Origin of the sequence: Paenibacillus sp. HGH0039 (assembly GCF_000411255.1) — a bacterium.
Taxonomy (GTDB): domain Bacteria; phylum Bacillota; class Bacilli; order Paenibacillales; family NBRC-103111; genus Paenibacillus_F.
The window spans coordinates 2,840,446-2,855,419 of the sequence record NZ_KE150413.1 but is presented as its reverse complement, the minus strand read 5'-3'; the positions used below and the strand labels follow the sequence as shown (position 1 = coordinate 2,855,419).

At 48.6% G+C, this 14,974-nt stretch carries 14 protein-coding genes and 1 pseudogene; 7 read left to right on the top strand and 8 right to left on the bottom strand.

The features are described from left to right. Window position 1 precedes the first annotated feature (1 nt). Both HMPREF1207_RS27260 and HMPREF1207_RS27255 read right to left on the bottom strand, forming a co-directional pair. Complete coding sequence (locus tag HMPREF1207_RS27260; RefSeq protein ID WP_009674826.1) at window positions 2-1,348, bottom strand: glycoside hydrolase family 64 protein; 1,347 nt, start codon at window positions 1,346-1,348, stop codon at window positions 2-4. Between the two features lie 354 nt (window positions 1,349-1,702). Beyond that, window positions 1,703-2,170 (bottom strand): MarR family winged helix-turn-helix transcriptional regulator, encoded by a 468-nt coding sequence (locus HMPREF1207_RS27255; protein ID WP_009674855.1) that lies wholly within the window; start codon window positions 2,168-2,170, stop codon window positions 1,703-1,705. A gap of 240 nt (window positions 2,171-2,410) precedes the next feature. Between HMPREF1207_RS27255 and HMPREF1207_RS27250 the strand changes: the two genes are divergently transcribed. The 3 genes from HMPREF1207_RS27250 to HMPREF1207_RS30450 all read left to right on the top strand — a co-directional run bounded on the left by HMPREF1207_RS27250 (window position 2,411) and on the right by HMPREF1207_RS30450 (window position 5,043). After that, the gene (locus HMPREF1207_RS27250) at window positions 2,411-3,832 is read left to right on the top strand and encodes an MDR family MFS transporter (protein ID WP_016424198.1); all 1,422 of its coding nucleotides are present in this window, start codon (window positions 2,411-2,413) and stop codon (window positions 3,830-3,832) included. A 90-nt stretch (window positions 3,833-3,922) separates the two neighbouring features. After that, on the top strand, window positions 3,923-4,396 hold the full coding sequence (locus tag HMPREF1207_RS30455; RefSeq protein WP_009674818.1) for an FAD-dependent oxidoreductase: 474 nt from the start codon (window positions 3,923-3,925) through the stop codon (window positions 4,394-4,396). A 392-nt stretch (window positions 4,397-4,788) separates the two neighbouring features. After that, complete coding sequence (locus tag HMPREF1207_RS30450; protein WP_231392188.1) at window positions 4,789-5,043, top strand: FAD-dependent oxidoreductase; 255 nt, start codon at window positions 4,789-4,791, stop codon at window positions 5,041-5,043. Between the two features lie 201 nt (window positions 5,044-5,244). On the opposite strand, the gene HMPREF1207_RS27230 is transcribed toward HMPREF1207_RS30450, so the two are convergent. Beyond that, complete coding sequence (locus tag HMPREF1207_RS27230) at window positions 5,245-5,883, bottom strand: TetR/AcrR family transcriptional regulator (RefSeq protein WP_009674822.1); 639 nt, start codon at window positions 5,881-5,883, stop codon at window positions 5,245-5,247. Window positions 5,884-6,009: 126 nt separating this feature from the next. On the opposite strand from HMPREF1207_RS27230, the gene HMPREF1207_RS27225 reads away from it, so the two are divergent. Continuing rightward, window positions 6,010-7,215, top strand: a complete 1,206-nt coding sequence (locus HMPREF1207_RS27225; RefSeq protein WP_009674837.1) for an MFS transporter — start codon at window positions 6,010-6,012, stop codon at window positions 7,213-7,215. Window positions 7,216-7,817: 602 nt separating this feature from the next. Here the strand turns inward: HMPREF1207_RS27225 and HMPREF1207_RS27220 are convergent. Together HMPREF1207_RS27220 and HMPREF1207_RS27215 are read right to left on the bottom strand one after the other, a co-directional pair. Continuing rightward, window positions 7,818-8,555: an SDR family oxidoreductase gene (locus HMPREF1207_RS27220; RefSeq protein WP_009674843.1), complete on the bottom strand. Its 738-nt coding sequence runs from the start codon at window positions 8,553-8,555 to the stop codon at window positions 7,818-7,820. A 78-nt stretch (window positions 8,556-8,633) separates the two neighbouring features. Beyond that, entirely contained in the window at window positions 8,634-8,888 is a 255-nt protein-coding gene (locus HMPREF1207_RS27215; RefSeq protein ID WP_009674819.1) for an Atu4866 domain-containing protein, read from the bottom strand. 222 nt (window positions 8,889-9,110) lie between these two features. On the opposite strand from HMPREF1207_RS27215, the gene HMPREF1207_RS27210 reads away from it, so the two are divergent. Further along, the gene (locus HMPREF1207_RS27210; RefSeq protein ID WP_009674835.1) at window positions 9,111-10,031 is read left to right on the top strand and encodes an AraC family transcriptional regulator; all 921 of its coding nucleotides are present in this window, start codon (window positions 9,111-9,113) and stop codon (window positions 10,029-10,031) included. A 201-nt stretch (window positions 10,032-10,232) separates the two neighbouring features. On the opposite strand, the gene HMPREF1207_RS27205 is transcribed toward HMPREF1207_RS27210, so the two are convergent. The 3 genes and pseudogenes from HMPREF1207_RS27205 to HMPREF1207_RS27190 form a co-directional block, all read right to left on the bottom strand. Next, window positions 10,233-10,607, bottom strand: coding sequence for a hypothetical protein (locus tag HMPREF1207_RS27205; RefSeq protein ID WP_009674852.1), 375 nt, complete (start codon window positions 10,605-10,607; stop codon window positions 10,233-10,235). Between the two features lie 333 nt (window positions 10,608-10,940). Further along, window positions 10,941-11,435: pseudogene (locus HMPREF1207_RS28975) on the bottom strand (transposase); the annotation flags it as partial. A gap of 133 nt (window positions 11,436-11,568) precedes the next feature. After that, window positions 11,569-12,879, bottom strand: a complete 1,311-nt coding sequence (locus tag HMPREF1207_RS27190; RefSeq protein ID WP_009674839.1) for an amidohydrolase family protein — start codon at window positions 12,877-12,879, stop codon at window positions 11,569-11,571. Between the two features lie 157 nt (window positions 12,880-13,036). Between HMPREF1207_RS27190 and HMPREF1207_RS27185 the strand changes: the two genes are divergently transcribed. After that, a complete protein-coding gene (locus HMPREF1207_RS27185; protein WP_016424195.1) occupies window positions 13,037-13,465 on the top strand; it encodes a MarR family winged helix-turn-helix transcriptional regulator in 429 nt (142 codons plus the stop codon). 262 nt (window positions 13,466-13,727) lie between these two features. Beyond that, a complete protein-coding gene (locus HMPREF1207_RS27180; RefSeq protein ID WP_009674844.1) occupies window positions 13,728-14,789 on the top strand; it encodes a glycosyltransferase family 2 protein in 1,062 nt (353 codons plus the stop codon). Window positions 14,790-14,974: the final 185 nt, after the last annotated feature.

Here is a 14,974-nt window from a genome sequence, read left to right as displayed (position 1 = left end):
TTTACCAGCCGACACGGATAATCAAGCCTTTCGGGTCGCTTACTTCAAGATAAGAGGATTGGCCGTTGACATCGTCATACGGAAACCCGTAGGCCAAGCGGTTAATGCTGTGATCGTGCCAAAATTTCGCGTAATAATTGGCCGGTGCCGCTTTATAGTAATTCGACACGTTATTCCAGTCGCCCGTCGTGTAAACATGACGATTAATGGCTGCACAAGTTGCCGCATTGGTTAAAGCGCCGTCGCACCGGAAAATATCCTGTGTATTGTAGGGAGCGTACCCGCCGAAATAGTTGGCATTAGCGCCACCCTGGGCGAAAGAACCGTGAATCGGCGCGACGATGCGATAAGGCGCTTGAACGGTGGCCAGCGATTTGAAAGCGGCAGGAACTTCAGCCTGGAATTTGGTGAAGATTCCGCTTCGGGTCTCGGATTCCAGTTCACCCGTGGTTCGATCGAAGGAACCGGATTTGTTGACCAGTCGATGCTGAATGGGGAAACCGAATCCATCGACGCGTGTCGTATTGCCATGATAGCCGGCTGCATCAATCGTGAATTCAGCGAAATCCAAATAGTTATCGCGGTTTGGATCGGTCGGGTTATTCAGATCGGGGCCGGCGAATCCATCGTTATAGGTTTTGATGTACAGTGGTGTACCGGCGCTAAGGAACATTCGGCCCCCCGTAATCTTGGGCAAGGTGGCCCAGGGAGCATCGCTGACCTTGTGGTAGATGTTGGCGTAATTGATGCCGTTTTTGGTTAAATGCCCCGGCGCATCGTTCAAGGCGGTGGAGATGGGGATCAGATTGCCGTTCAGGTCCAGATAGCTCCACTTATTGTTGGCGGGATTAATGCCGATAACGCCCCAGTATATCTGCTGGTCGGAGTAAGCGCCGTTGGTGCCGTTCATGACCTTGACTGAAACGGCGCCGCTTGCCGGTGAGGGAATCGAAGATGGAAGAATGTCATAAATAGAGCCGGAAGAAGAGGCAGGCGGCGTGGTACCCGCGGTGTAAGTAAAGACTTCGGTGTCGTAGGCTGGGGTTCCGTTATTGTAAGTGAACGAATACGTAATCACGGAGCCGGCGAAAATGTTTGAGATGGCTTTTTCATATCGGGATTTGCTGGCGTTGTAAGCCATTCTGAAATTTTGCTGTACGCCGCCGTTCACTTTGTAATGGACATCGACCCAACTCGAGTTGACGGCGGATTTGAACCATATGGTGGCTGCGCTTCCGGATAATTCGACGCCGCGCGTATAGTCCGCGGCTTCGGCTTTCGTAGCGAAGATGGAAAAACAGGTCAGAATTAACGACAGGATCAACAGGTAAGACATTCCCTTTCGCATGATCAGAGTTCCTCCTTTAAAAATGGGGATAAAATCAGCTCGCAATCGGGTTTAAAACGGCATCCCCCCTTTGATCTGACGGTATTTGGTTGTCTGAAGCCAAAACAAATGTATACGCTTACAAATATTATGAACCTAGGCATCCAAATATGGTAGACATTGGAATTTTGGAATATGGCCTACAATTTCGGATGCGCAGCAATGTCCTTGTATGTATCGAGCAAGCGAAGGACTTTTCGAACGAGACGACTTTGGGCTTCGGCACCCAAAATTCTTTCCCCTTTGAGTGGGCGGGCTGCCTTTTACTCAGAGGGGATTTTTTGATGGATACACTACGAAATCGCATGCATGCAGTTAATAGACAAAATCAAATTCCATTCCTTCAAAAATTTTGCTTAATAAGGCATGTAATTGGGTGCGCTGTTCTGCGGAAAACTTTTGCAAAATTTCATCCGAAATTTGCATTTGTACAGACCGAACACGAGAAATCTGATTCAGAGCTTCCTCGGTTAAATGCAGCAGCGTTGCCCGGCGATCATTCGGGTCAGGAGTTCGATGAAGAACACCATCACGTTCCAATGCATCAACCAATTCAGTCACGGTTCTGGGTTTCACGCCCAATTTGCTCGCTAATTCATTCATCCGAATTTTTTCTGCACGCCAAACCATAAGCAATAGGCGTAACCTAGGTCCTGAAAGCTGGAACGGTAAAGAAAGCGACTCCAGTTTCATTTCATATTCCTGTTGGATATGACGTGTGGCACGAAACAGCAGATCCAGAACTTCAACCGCTAAAACGGCATTTTCTTTTGAAAGACCCATCATTATTCTCCCTTGACAAAAAATAAATTCAGAAGTACGCTTGCTCTATATTAGTGTGGCGCCTCACTATTACATGGCTCATCATCAATCATTCTATCCAAAAACGGATGAGAGTCAAACGATATCGATATTAGTATAAGCCAAAGAGGAAGGAGAAAACATGGTTTTGGGCGATTTTTTTCCCCATCCCGGATGGATGACAGCAATAAAGCAGGAATGAACTTAAAGGAGAACATGGTGATGAGTGAAAAAAGCAGTCTTAACTTTAATAGAACCTTACTTGCATGTATTTTTTTAATAGGGACATTTGTAACCATCTTAAATCAAACGGTCTTGTTTACAGCTTTGCCCGAGATCATGATCGATTTTGGAATTAGTGCAGGTACAGGGCAATGGCTAACCACGGCTTACCTGATGGCTAATGGTATTCTTCTTCCGGTGACGGCATTCTTTATAAGCAAATATACGACTCGTCAATTAATGATCGTGGCTATGTCTTTATTTATTATAGGAACAACGCTTGCGGCTGTATCGCCAAACTTCACTTTACTTTTGATCGCACGCATCATCCAAGCCTGCGGAGCAAGCATAACTATGCTGCTTATGCAAACTGTATTTTTCATCATTTTCCCCAGAGAGAAGCGGGGGACGGCGATGGGGTTGGTTGGATTAGTCATTGCTTTTGCACCGGCGATCGGTCCGACGCTTTCAGGTTTGATTATGAACCATTTCTCGTGGAGATATATCTTTTTCATGGTGCTTCCTGTTGCCGTCATTGTGTTAATTCTTACCCTTGTCTACATGAAGAATGTCACAGAGGTAAACAAGCGGCAGAAGATAGATATTCCTTCTGTATTTTTATCCACGGTTGGTTTTGGCGCTTTATTGTATGGGATTAGCATTGCCGGCTCCGGTAGCGCTCTAAGCGCAGCGGTGTGTTGCATTGTTGGAGCAACAGGGTTAACTTTACTGATATTAAAGGGATTAAGGTCGGAAAAACCCATGCTTGAGTTTAGGGTATTTAAGTCGTATGCCTTTGTTTTATCGACAATAGCCGTGGTCATCTCATTTATTTGCTTAATGGGTCCACAAACGATGCTGCCCATTTATATTCAAAACATTAGGGGGATGACGGCTCTTGAATCCGGACTCATTCTGTTGCCCGGTGCGGTTGTAAACGGCATTGTTTCCATGATTGCCGGTAAAATTTACGATCGGATCGGTGGTAAATACTTGGGTGTAATCGGTTATATTCTGATTGCCGTCTCCGTAATTCCATTTATTTTCATGCATGCACAAACGGCACTTTGGATGATCGTATTGTTCTACGCGCTCATGATCGTGGGTATTTCTATGATCATGATGCCAATGACTACGGAAGGGTTAAATGCGCTGCCGGATCATTTAATCAATCATGGAACGGCAATGATTAATACGTTCCGACAGGTTGGCGGATCGATCGGGACTGCATTATTGATTACCATCTATACGGAAGTATCGAGTCACGCTGTTGAATCCGGACGATTTAACGAAGTTGCCCAGTCCCAGGTTCATGGAGTAAATTATGCTTTCATTGGAGTTTTTGTATTTGTGATCATCGGCTTAGTAGGTTCTTCTTTGTTAAAAAGCCGTAAGGGACAGGTAGCCTTAAGCAGCAAATAAACCGTTCAAAATTAGAAAGAAGAGAAGTAACGTGACAAAAAAACCGGATCCCGAAAAACGACGACACCCGTTACGATCGTTGGTGGTGGCTTGGGAGGCCTGACTCTCGCACGCGTTCTCCACGTCCACGGCATCCCCGCAACGATCTACGAGGCGGAGCCCTCGGCAGAGGCCCGCGCGCAGGGCGGGCAGCTCGACATCCACGAGTACAATGGACAACATGCGCTCCAGGCAGCAGGGCTGTTCGACGAGTTCCTCGGCCTGATCCACAAAGGCGGCCAAGCGGCGCGGGTACTTGATACGCACGGGAAGGTGCTCCTCGACAAACCCGATGATGGTAACAGAGGACGTCCCGAGGTGCTTCGCGGCGACCTGCGCCGCCTTCTCCTCGACTCGTTGCCGCCCGAAACGATTCAGTGGGGGAAAGAGCTCGTCGGAGCCGCCGCCCTCGGCGACGGCCGACATGAACTGAATTTTGCGGACGGCTCCACTGTGTCCGTACAGAACTCCTCGTGGGTGTGGACGGCGCTTGGTCGAAGATCCGCCCGTTGGTTTCCGGCGTGAAGCCTGAATATGTTGGCACGTCATACATCGAGACCTACCTGTACGGCGTCGATGAGCGGCACCCAGCCGCCGCCAAAACGGTCGGCGGCGGCTCGTTATATGCGCTCGTCCCGGGGAAGGGGATCCTCGTGCACCTCGAGCCGGGGAACATCCTTCACACGTACGTCCAATTAAACTGCACCGCCGAGTGAATCGCCGGCATCAACTTCACGGACGCCACCGCCACGACGGCCCGAATCGCGGCCGAGTTCGACGGGTGGGCGCCGGAGCTCACGGCGCTGATCACCGACGGCGATACCGCACCGGTCCTGCGCGTGATCCACGCACTCCCAATCGAACACCGATGGGACCGCGTACCCGGAGTGACGCTCCTCGGTGATGCCGCACACCTGATGTCGCCATTCGCCGGCGAGGGTGCGAACTTGGCCATGTTCGACGGCGCCGAGTTGGGGAAGGCGATCGCCGCGTACCCCGACGACGTCAAAGCGGCACTGAGCGCCTACGAAGAGGCGCTTTTCCCCCGCAGCGAGGCCGCCGCCACAATGACGCACCAAAACCACGAGGTATTCTGCTTCGACGACCGCGCACCTTTCGGACTCATCGACATCCTCGTTCAGAAGAAATGGTTCCTTCGTGAATTGAAGTGATCGTGAAAGGCATTGTGCTGCAGCGGAGCTAGATCAGCAACGCATGACGAAGGACAGTCCCGGCATAACAGGGCTGTCCTTTTTTCACGTGTAAGTGTGTGAGCACAGTGTAAAGCTGCTCAACCAAAGGTCGGTTTTTTTGTTTTGCTTAGCGATGGGCCGCATTACATAACTCATCTAATTGGAACTTCTCCGTAGGATTCAAGAAATCAATGTATCTCCTGAATTGTCTGGTTTAGTCGATAATACATCCCAGATTCGCATCAGTTGGGTGATGGCCGCGTCAATGCGTTCATACGGAACACCATCCCGGGCTTGTGTTGATATACCTTGAAGGAATGTATCAAATAAGGCAACCAGCACCGAAATATCCGCAGTAGGGGGCAATTCTTCATTTTCTACCGCCCGCAACAAACAATCTTTCAACCAGCCTCGCACCTTCTGCCGCTCCTTGGCAACCATCTCTCGTATATGATTTAGTTCAGGGGAACAGTTTACGGCCGACAAAACCAGTAGGCAGCCTAAAGGATGAGAACGGTCTGTCTGCATTCGTGCCGATCGTCGCAGCACTTGTTCGATTGCTGCTTTCGGAGTCAAACTTTTATCCCGGAAACTATCTGAAACCTGACCATATGTGGATTTATATAGCTTCATCGCCTCGTAAAACAGCGCCTCCTTGGATTCGAACGCCGCATAAAAACTCGCCGCCGATATACCTCCCATTGCTTCGCGGAGCTGTGTAAGCGAAGTCGATTCAAAACCGTATTCCCAAAATAAAAGCATGGCCGCAGCAACCGCCTCATCACGATTAAATGCGCGTGGACGTCCCGTTCGTGGCATAAGATGACCTCCTTCATTAATTCTATACTAATTGATCCACAAGTTATTGACAACTAAAGTTCGGATGGTTAACATATATGGAGTGATCGATCCATAAATCATATTCATGTAAAGGAGGAAGTTCATTTGTCACGACATTCATTATCTACAGGCACGGCTCAAGCGGCAGGCATGCCTGCCCGTCTTCCTTGGATGGCATTGCTGGCGCTGGCGATGACTGGATTTATATGCATTCTCACCGAAACCATTCCAGCCGGGCTGCTGCCGTTAATCGGAGATGGTCTGCATATTACAACCGCGATGGCAGGGCAGCTTGTCACCTTGTATGCGATAGGCTCGCTTGTGGCGGCAATTCCGTTCGCCATGCTAACCGGCGGAGTTCGGCGTCGTCCGCTGCTGCTTGCCATTATTGCGGGCTTTTTGGTGTTCAACACGATTACCGCCTTGTCGACCAGCTATGCGTTGACGCTCATTGCTCGATTTTTCGCCGGTGTTGCCGCTGGCGCGGCATGGGGAATGATCGCCGGTTACGCGCGGCGCATGGTTCCAGATGCCTTGAAAGGACGCGCTTTAGCCGTCGCAATGGTAGGAACGCCGATTGCTCTGACCTTCGGCGTACCTATCGGCACCTTGCTCGGTGACCTGATCGGCTGGCGCGCTGTATTCGTACTTATGTCTTTTCTCGCTCTTGTTTTAATCGGCTGGGTTCTGTGGGGAGTGCCTGATTACCCCGGGCAACCTACAAACCAAAGAATGAACGTAAAGCAGGTTTTCGTAATGCCCGGCATGCGTCCGATTCTCATCGTGGTGCTCACCTGGATGTTGGCGCACAATATTTTATACACATACATTGCGCCGTTCCTCGAGCGTTCCGGACTTGCCGGGCATGTTGATTTGGTTTTGCTGGTCTTTGGTTTAGCCGCTCTTGTGTCCATTTGGATTGTCGGTATCTTGATCGACCGAATACTGCGTATGCTTGTATTGATCAGCCTGAGTGGTTTTACACTGGTAGCCATTGCCCTATGGATCGGCGGCACCTCTGTGACGGTTGTCTACTCAGCTGTGGCGTTATGGGGATTCACCTTTGGCGGCGCAGCCACCCTGCTGCAATCCGCGCAAGCCAATGCAAGCGGTGAAGAAGGGGTAGATATCGCGATGCCGATTAATACGACCGTATGGAATCTGGCCATCGCATGCGGAGGAATTGTAGGCGGTTCCTTGCTGGAACTTTTTGGCGTTCAGTCGTTTCCGGGAGCGCTGCTGATCCTGCTCATCGTTGCGTTGATGGTCGCGTGGAGTGCGAGAAAGCATGGATTTCCTGGAAAGCAATGAATACCAGTCAGAATAATCCCCATTCTTAAACAGAATAGAAGAGCCAACGCCGAGATGAAAAGCCCTCGTTTGCTATATCACATACGAGTCATCAACGCTGATAACCCCACGGAATTCCGTGTTTGATCATGCAATCGACAAATTAGCCTGCTGAAATCAGCAGGCTGTCTTAAGGAGCAGCATAATAATTGCTGCAGTTATTTTTTATTGGAAAAATTATCGATTACATAGGAATTATGAAAATCCGAAACCATGAAGAATCGAAAGCTAAACTCGATGAAAAGCGAGGTAGAGTCCACGATACCGACTGCTAAAACTTTTAGGCAAGCTTCGTTAATTCTCCGGGAGCAGCTACCTGTAATTTGCAATACAGTCTGAGTTCACAACCGACAACACAGGACTGAGCTCCACAGTATCGTCATCTACTGGAGAACGTGAGTTAAGTCCTACCACAAGATCTCTCCACATATGACCTTCAACATTTAAGTCAACCATCATAGCCCCGCCACTACAACCAGGTCCTAAAAGATTCCCATCCATTGTCTTCCGAACAGCCAATTGTATGCATGGAATGCCCGTCTGGAGTGGGATCAGTGATAACGTCAGGCAAACTGGGCTGTGGGCCGGACGACCAGCTCGTTCACTTCGACGGCTGCGGGCTGCTCTATCGCATAAGTGATGGCACGGGCTATGGCGGAAGCCGGGAGAGCATCGCGCCGGTACGTTTTCATCATTTCCTTGGCCTCCTCGTCTGAAATGCTCTCAGCGAGCTCAGACTCCGTCACACCAGGAGAAACGAGCGTAACCCGGATATTGCTACCAACCTCCTGCCGTAAGCCTTCCGTGATGGCGCGAACGGCGTATTTGGTCGCACAATACACCGCTGCCGTCGGTGTGACCGCGTAGGCTCCTATGGAAGCCACGTTAATCATGTGACCGGATTGCTGCTCTTTCATGATGGGAAGACCCGCAGCAATGCCATGCAGAACCCCGCGGATATTGACGTCGATCATTCGGTTCCATTCGTCGATTTTCAAGGCTTCCAAAGGAGAGAGGGGCATCACACCGGCGTTGTTCACTACCACATCGACACGGCCAAACCGGTTCTGCGCCAAGCGGATGATCGCCTGCATCTGACCGATATTCGTAACGTCCAGTTGTTGATATAAGGCGGAACCTCCTTCGGCCTCAATTAGGGATGCCAGAGCTTCCAGCTTTTCCACGCGTCTGGCCCCAATGACGACATGTGCCCCTCGGCTGGCGAGAAGCTTCGCCGTTGCTTCGCCGATCCCGCTACTTGCTCCTGTAATCACAACTACTTTTCCATTGATTTCGGACATTGTACATTTCTCCTTTTGTATGGATTCATTCCAGTTGGTCTTAATAAATTAACACCATGATCAAAATGGTAATTCTTCCTATCTTTCACGGTAAAGAACCATGCCGGCGTGATAGAGCACCGAATCGCGGAAATCGCCGTCCGCTCTAAAGCCTGTATCATCCACATATTCGATATGATCGCCTACGACGGTATATCGGCCTTGATAAGCGCTCTTCCGTTTTCCGCGCGCTTCGTCATACCGGCCATTCGGCAGAAGTTCATGCCGTATGTAACCGTCTTTTGTCACCCACATTCCGACATAGGGATGAGGTTTTACGTTTTGAGTACTCATTCAAAATCTTCTCCTTCCATTAGTGAATCTAGGATTATGTCTACCTAGTCACCATCACCACGGTGTCGAACTTCGCACAGTGTAACGCGTCTGTTACATGTCCATTATCGTGCCAGCGGAAAGCTAGGCGGTAGCAGGATCATACGAGAAGATTGCCTAATCCTCCAGGAAAAGATAAAGTTTAATTAGTAGTGTGGATAAAAGCGAAGGGGGACGAAGAGAATGGATGAATGGTTCGAGAAACAAAGGAGAGAACTGTTGCAGATCATCGAGAAAAACACACCGGAAGACGGGGCCCATGACACGCAAGTTCCCGGTTTACGCTTGATTCGTGCTTCCCGGTTATCCGAGCCGGTTTACTCTGTCTATGAACCCTCCCTTTGCATCGTGGCGCAAGGTTCCAAAATGGTTATGTTGGGGCAAGAGGTTTACCAGTATGATCCAAGCAGCTATTTAACCGCTTCGGTACATTTGCCGATTACCGGACAAGTGATGGAAGCTTCGAGAGAAACGCCGTATTTAAGCCTCCAGATCCTATTCGATATGAACCAGATTCTTGATGTCATTCAGGTATTTGGAGAGGCCAAACGAGCAAGAAGTGAGGTCGGTCGGGGGTTGAAGGTGAGCCGGATGAACGATACGCTCTTGGATGCGGTGCTGCGGCTTGTGAAACTGGTCGAAACGCCGCAGGATATCCCGGTGCTTGCACCTTATGTCATTCGGGAAATCATTTACCGGGTGCTTCAAAGAGAAAACAATGCGTCTTTGAAGCAATTTGCTGCCATCGGAAGCCATGCGCAGCGAATCGCAGGGGTCGTCGAGAGGCTCAATCGCGATTTTGCCCAGCCCTTACGCGTAGACGAATTGGCAGCGGAGGCCCATATGAGCGCCTCGGTTTTGTACGATTATTTTAAGGAAGTCACGGGGATGAGTCCGATCCAGTTTCAAAAACATATCCGATTACAAGAGGCGCGTCGTCTGATTTTCTCCGGATCGATTAGCGCGGCTGAAGCTGCGTTTCAGGTCGGATACGAAAGCCCATCTCATTTTAGCCGGGAATATGCGCGGATGTTTGGACTGCCCCCAGTCAGGGACGTTAGCCGTTTACGCAGCTCCTTTAAGGAAATAACAGTTTCCGAGTAGATTAATGAAGGGAGACGTATTTATTGATTTTATAGACAAGGTAAGGAGGATTTGTGAGAAGGGTCAGCTTATGAAGAGGGCTCTATATCATATTTATCAAGTAATTTTTATTAAGGAAAGACTCCATATTCGATAATCAACTGAAGATAAAAACCTCCATCGCCACCGTAAGGAACAAAGTGGCTGTGGAGGTTTTAACGTTTAATTGTAGCCCAGATAGGCAATGACAGTGAAATCACCCGGCGAGTCTAAGACAAGTCTATACTGTCCGTCGGGTTGATTCGAAGCCAAAGGAATCTTGAGACGTGCAGATTGACCGGCCACAATGGTATTCGTCCAATTACTCCCTACCAGCACATCTTCGGTCGGGGTAACCCGGTACAGCTTAAAATTAACCCCGAGGCTGATCTGTCCGTCGTTTATGAAGTTGCCTTCGATATAAATGTTGCCATGGGCTTGGACCGGCGCCCAAGTATTGTTGCCTGTACCCGGTCCGCTAGAGGCCGCCAAACCAACGGAAGCAAAACTGAACAGCAGGACAAGCACGAAAGCGATAGACGCGATTTTTCTTTTCATACCATCTCAAGCTCCTTTTTTCATAGAGTGAACTCGACAAGCACTTTCTTTGTACCCGGCGGATGGTCTTTACCGTTGTGAATTCGCTTTCAATTTGAATGTCGTCGGTTTGCCGAACACCTCCCAATAGCAGAATAATTAGGATATTATGGGATGTTAGTTATAAATATACATCTCTTTTTATACCGGTGTCTATAAAATTTAACCCAGCTCATACGGTTAATGCAGCAGACGGGACATTTACAACGGGGAGGCGGAAGCAAATTTGACGGCCGTACTGACCGCATTAGTGCATCATTTTCCATCTTAAGCCAAATAGGGACTGAGGTCGTGCACGAGCGTCTTGGTGATTTTGTTCTTGTTTGCACTCGCTTTGACATGGGTCGCGTCGATGAACAGAATGTCCGGTTCCACGAAACCGTGCTGCATGGCTTCCTCCAAGATTCGCGCAAAGATCGATTCGAAGATGTCCGTGTCCCGAAACCGACGCACATAATTCTTACCGAAGGTCGTGAAATGAGGAATGGGCTGGGTAAAGTCGTAGCCGATAAACCAGCGGTAGGCGATATTTGTTACGATTTCTTTGATCGTCTGGCGCATGGAGCGAATACCAAACAGTTACTGGATAAGCACAATTTTGATGAGAACAACGGGATCTACGCTAGGACGTCCCGTCTGCGAGCTGTATGTATCTTGGACGAGTTCGTAAATGAAAGAGAAGTCGATGGCCTTTTCGATTTGACGAACCAGATGATTTTTGGGGACGAGTTCATCCAGTGAATGAACGGAGACCTGGAAACGGCCCTCGGAATTGTTTTTGCTCAGCATGTTTTTTCACCCCTCCTCACTACTTCCACAAAAAAGCCTGTAGACCCTGCTCCGAATGGAACTTTGTCTACAGGCTGACTCCGTGCTTTGGCACGGAGTTTTAGTTTTCATGGTACAGAGAGAGCGAATCTGATTATCCTAGTTGCTGCGAACCATTGAACCACACGGATTTGATCGACAAAGTATCCGAAATAGTAGTGGTCGGATCACCGTTTACGAGAATAAGATCAGCGCGCGCACCTTCGGTAATACGGCCGCGATCGTGAAGACCGAAGCAGCGGGCCGGTTTGCTAGTAGCCGACTGAAGAGCTTCGATCGGAGTGAACCCGGCCTTTACCAGCAGCTGCATTTCGTGGTGGACACTGGCCCCATGAGCAAGGCCGCCAAGGTTCGGAACGGGAACCGGCGCGACATCCGTCCCTACCAGAATATCAACTCCGGCACGGTGAAGGTCCATGACATTCTTAAAGCTGTTCTCCAAATTGCCTTGCGGGAACGTATTGAAGCTTGAGTTCAAAATATCGATCCAATCCGGACTTAATTTGGAATGAACACGCGGATCATTTGCCAATTCCGATGCCGGATTTCCAATAATCGATGAATTCAACACCAAGCACGGTGTAACAAAAGCGCCTGAGTCCGCTATGGATTTTACTAACTCGGACGTGTACTCGGGTCTGTCGATAAACAAGTGACCCAAACCGTCGACTCCAAAATCGATGGCTTCTTGCGATGAACGAGCCGTCAAGACGTGGGCGATGACCAGCTTATCGAACTTGTGGGCTTCTGTCACGGCTGTTTTTAGAATCTCGTCGCTTAGTACAGGCAGGCCAGGTGCACCCATGACCGTTCCTTCTTCAATCATGATCTTAATATAGTCGGCTCCATTCTCCACTTGGGTATGCACATGTTTAATCGCTTCTTCCACCGTCGTCACTTGCGGTATTTCTTCATGATCGTGAGCGTATGCGGCCAACATCGCTTCCCGGTCTTCCTCCGATAACTTCTCTAGTTCTTTTAAGACGAATTCCGGTATTTCATCTCCATCCGGCAGTAATTCATCTGGGTGTCCGCCCGGAGCGGTGATCGCTGTGCCGGCAGAACGGACGTCTGCGACGTCATTCACATTTTTCAACTGAATCTCGCGCCCTCTTTTAGTAAAATCGCCGTTCATTTCGAGTTCGGTTGTAACGCCGAATTTTAAGGCATCTCGTAATCCGCCGATTGAGGTGTGGACATGTGCATCAATCAGACCAGGCAGTAGAGTCGCATTTTCTCCATCGATAATCGTTGCATCGGTCGGAAGGTCTCCGCCCACTGAAATAATGGATTCCCCTTTAATGACAACATGTCTGGGCGCAATAATTTGAACTCCATCAAAGATACGTACATTTGTAATCGCCGTAACTTGTTCTAACGCAGCATTTTGAATTATCTTCTCCATTTGAATGCCTCCCAAGCGTTTGTTATTCAACAATTCGGAGTATAACTGTTAGATTTCTAACTGTCAATTAATTAATATTTGTTTGACAAGCCTATAGGATCACTGTATAGTTTATTTGCTTACAATTAGACTTCTATCAATCACAGGGGGGACGATCATGCAATCCCGAAAGGATACGCCTTATCTGGATTTGTTTCAGATTATCGGTCTTAAGTTAAAGAAAAGAGCGGACGAGAGTATAAAAGAGCTGGGGTTAAGCGCTCAACAAGGAAAAGTAATCGACTATATTTACGAGAACCAAAATAATCAACTTATTCAAAAGGACCTTGCAGATCGGTTTCATCTACGTGGGGCCAGCATTACAAGCATGCTTCAAGGTCTAGAGCAAAAAGGGTTCATCGAGCGCAAAATCCCGGCCAATAATGAACGGCAAAAAAATATATATGTATTGCCAAAAGCGATTGAATTGATCGAAGACTTTCAAGACTCATTCCAAAAGGTGGAGGAAGAAATCGTTCAAGTCCTTACCGACGAGGAGAAGCAAGTCTTAAAGAAATTGTTGATCAAAATCAATGAGCGCATATAAGGAAGACGATTCCCTATGAAATTATGGAGACATCTGCCAATGCGAACTGTGGCGCTCTGCCTAAATGAAGCGGAGGGCCTTTTGCGTTTCGGAAGGTTGAGAGCAAGCTGGCATATCCAGATTGGAATCAGGCACGTTTTTGACTCATAAGCAGGGCGTGCTTAAACCGCCGCATGCTTTTTGGACTTGACGGCTTCCTGCTTACGCATTTACACTCACGATGATTTAAGGCATCTATTTTGAAACGATTGGAGTGAAGCGAATGGAGCAGTTGATAAGCATTGTGATGCCAACGTATAATCGGGCGCAGATCATTTCCGGCGCGATCGAGTCCATCTTGCGCCAGTCTTACGCCAACTGGGAGCTGATCGTCGTTGATGACCGAAGCACGGATCATACGGAAGAGACGATCCGCGAGTGGACGCGCAAAGATGTGCGAATCCGCTATGTGTGCAATGAACGGGAAAAAGGACCGGGCGGCGCACGAAACACGGGGATGCTGGCGGCGCAAGGCGAATATTTGGCGTTTCTTGATTCCGATGACGAATGGTATCCAGGGCATTTGACCGACAGCATGAGGACGCTTGCGCTGACGAAAGCGGATATCAGCTTTGCGCTATGGGTGGAACGGCACGGGGATATTACTTCCTACAACTTCGACAATGAGGTTGAGCGGTATTGGCTGCATTCGATGCGAACAAAGTTCGAAACATGGAATGACGGAGAAACGATTGTATTCGAAAAAGGATTGTTCGAGGCGTTTTTGTCGCATACGCGCAATTTTTTTCAACTGAACACGATGGTATTCCGCCGGGAGCTGCTGGACGAAGTCGGCTTGATCAACGAACATTTTTATCTGGGGGAAGATACGACCTATCTGCTCCGCTTTTTCGACAAATACAGAATTGCGCTGCAAACCAAACCGCATTCCGTCTACCGGGAGTCTCCCGACAGCCTCTATTTCTTCTGCGACCGCTGGCAGCTTGATCCCGATACGCTTCATCTCAACGAGGAAATATATAAAAAAATCGAGGGACTTAGCTTCAAATCTATCAAGGTACGCGAGCATATCCGGGATTTGGTCGCTCAGTCCGATTCCGTCAGCAAGAAAGCGAAACAGCTCTCTTACATTGACATCGGCATCGCAAGCAAATACTATACGCTCAGCTATTTGAACCGCTGCGACCGCAAAAAGGCGCTCCGCTATTGCCGCCAATCCCTACATTACAAAGTTTCGATTTTTAATCTGTTTTTGTTTGTCAAGCTGCTGCTTTCAAGCAAGAGCGGAAACGTTTTTTTGCGTAAAGCTCTTAATATTTGGTAGTTTAAACCAAAATAAGTTAAAAAATAAAAGAATTTCCCCCTCTATTGTAAGATTATTACCCTATCGTAAGTAAAGGTTTAGCACTACTATAAAGATAGGTTGCAAGCGATTTCATGTTCATGAAGAAAGTGTTCATTTCGCTGCAATGCTTTAATTCATTACCACTACACCTGGTTATACATGAT

Coding starts and splice junctions, on each gene's coding strand:
- HMPREF1207_RS27260 (WP_009674826.1), bottom strand. CDS start 1,348: ATGCGAAAGGGAATGTCTTACCTGTTGATCCTGTCGTTAATTCTGACC.
- HMPREF1207_RS27255 (WP_009674855.1), bottom strand. CDS start 2,170: ATGGGTCTTTCAAAAGAAAATGCCGTTTTAGCGGTTGAAGTTCTGGAT.
- HMPREF1207_RS27250 (WP_016424198.1), top strand. CDS start 2,411: ATGAGTGAAAAAAGCAGTCTTAACTTTAATAGAACCTTACTTGCATGT.
- HMPREF1207_RS30450 (WP_231392188.1), top strand. CDS start 4,789: ATGTCGCCATTCGCCGGCGAGGGTGCGAACTTGGCCATGTTCGACGGC.
- HMPREF1207_RS27230 (WP_009674822.1), bottom strand. CDS start 5,883: ATGCCACGAACGGGACGTCCACGCGCATTTAATCGTGATGAGGCGGTT.
- HMPREF1207_RS27220 (WP_009674843.1), bottom strand. CDS start 8,555: ATGTCCGAAATCAATGGAAAAGTAGTTGTGATTACAGGAGCAAGTAGC.
- HMPREF1207_RS27215 (WP_009674819.1), bottom strand. CDS start 8,888: ATGAGTACTCAAAACGTAAAACCTCATCCCTATGTCGGAATGTGGGTG.
- HMPREF1207_RS27210 (WP_009674835.1), top strand. CDS start 9,111: ATGGATGAATGGTTCGAGAAACAAAGGAGAGAACTGTTGCAGATCATC.
- HMPREF1207_RS27205 (WP_009674852.1), bottom strand. CDS start 10,607: ATGAAAAGAAAAATCGCGTCTATCGCTTTCGTGCTTGTCCTGCTGTTC.
- HMPREF1207_RS27190 (WP_009674839.1), bottom strand. CDS start 12,879: ATGGAGAAGATAATTCAAAATGCTGCGTTAGAACAAGTTACGGCGATT.
- HMPREF1207_RS27185 (WP_016424195.1), top strand. CDS start 13,037: ATGCAATCCCGAAAGGATACGCCTTATCTGGATTTGTTTCAGATTATC.
- HMPREF1207_RS27180 (WP_009674844.1), top strand. CDS start 13,728: ATGGAGCAGTTGATAAGCATTGTGATGCCAACGTATAATCGGGCGCAG.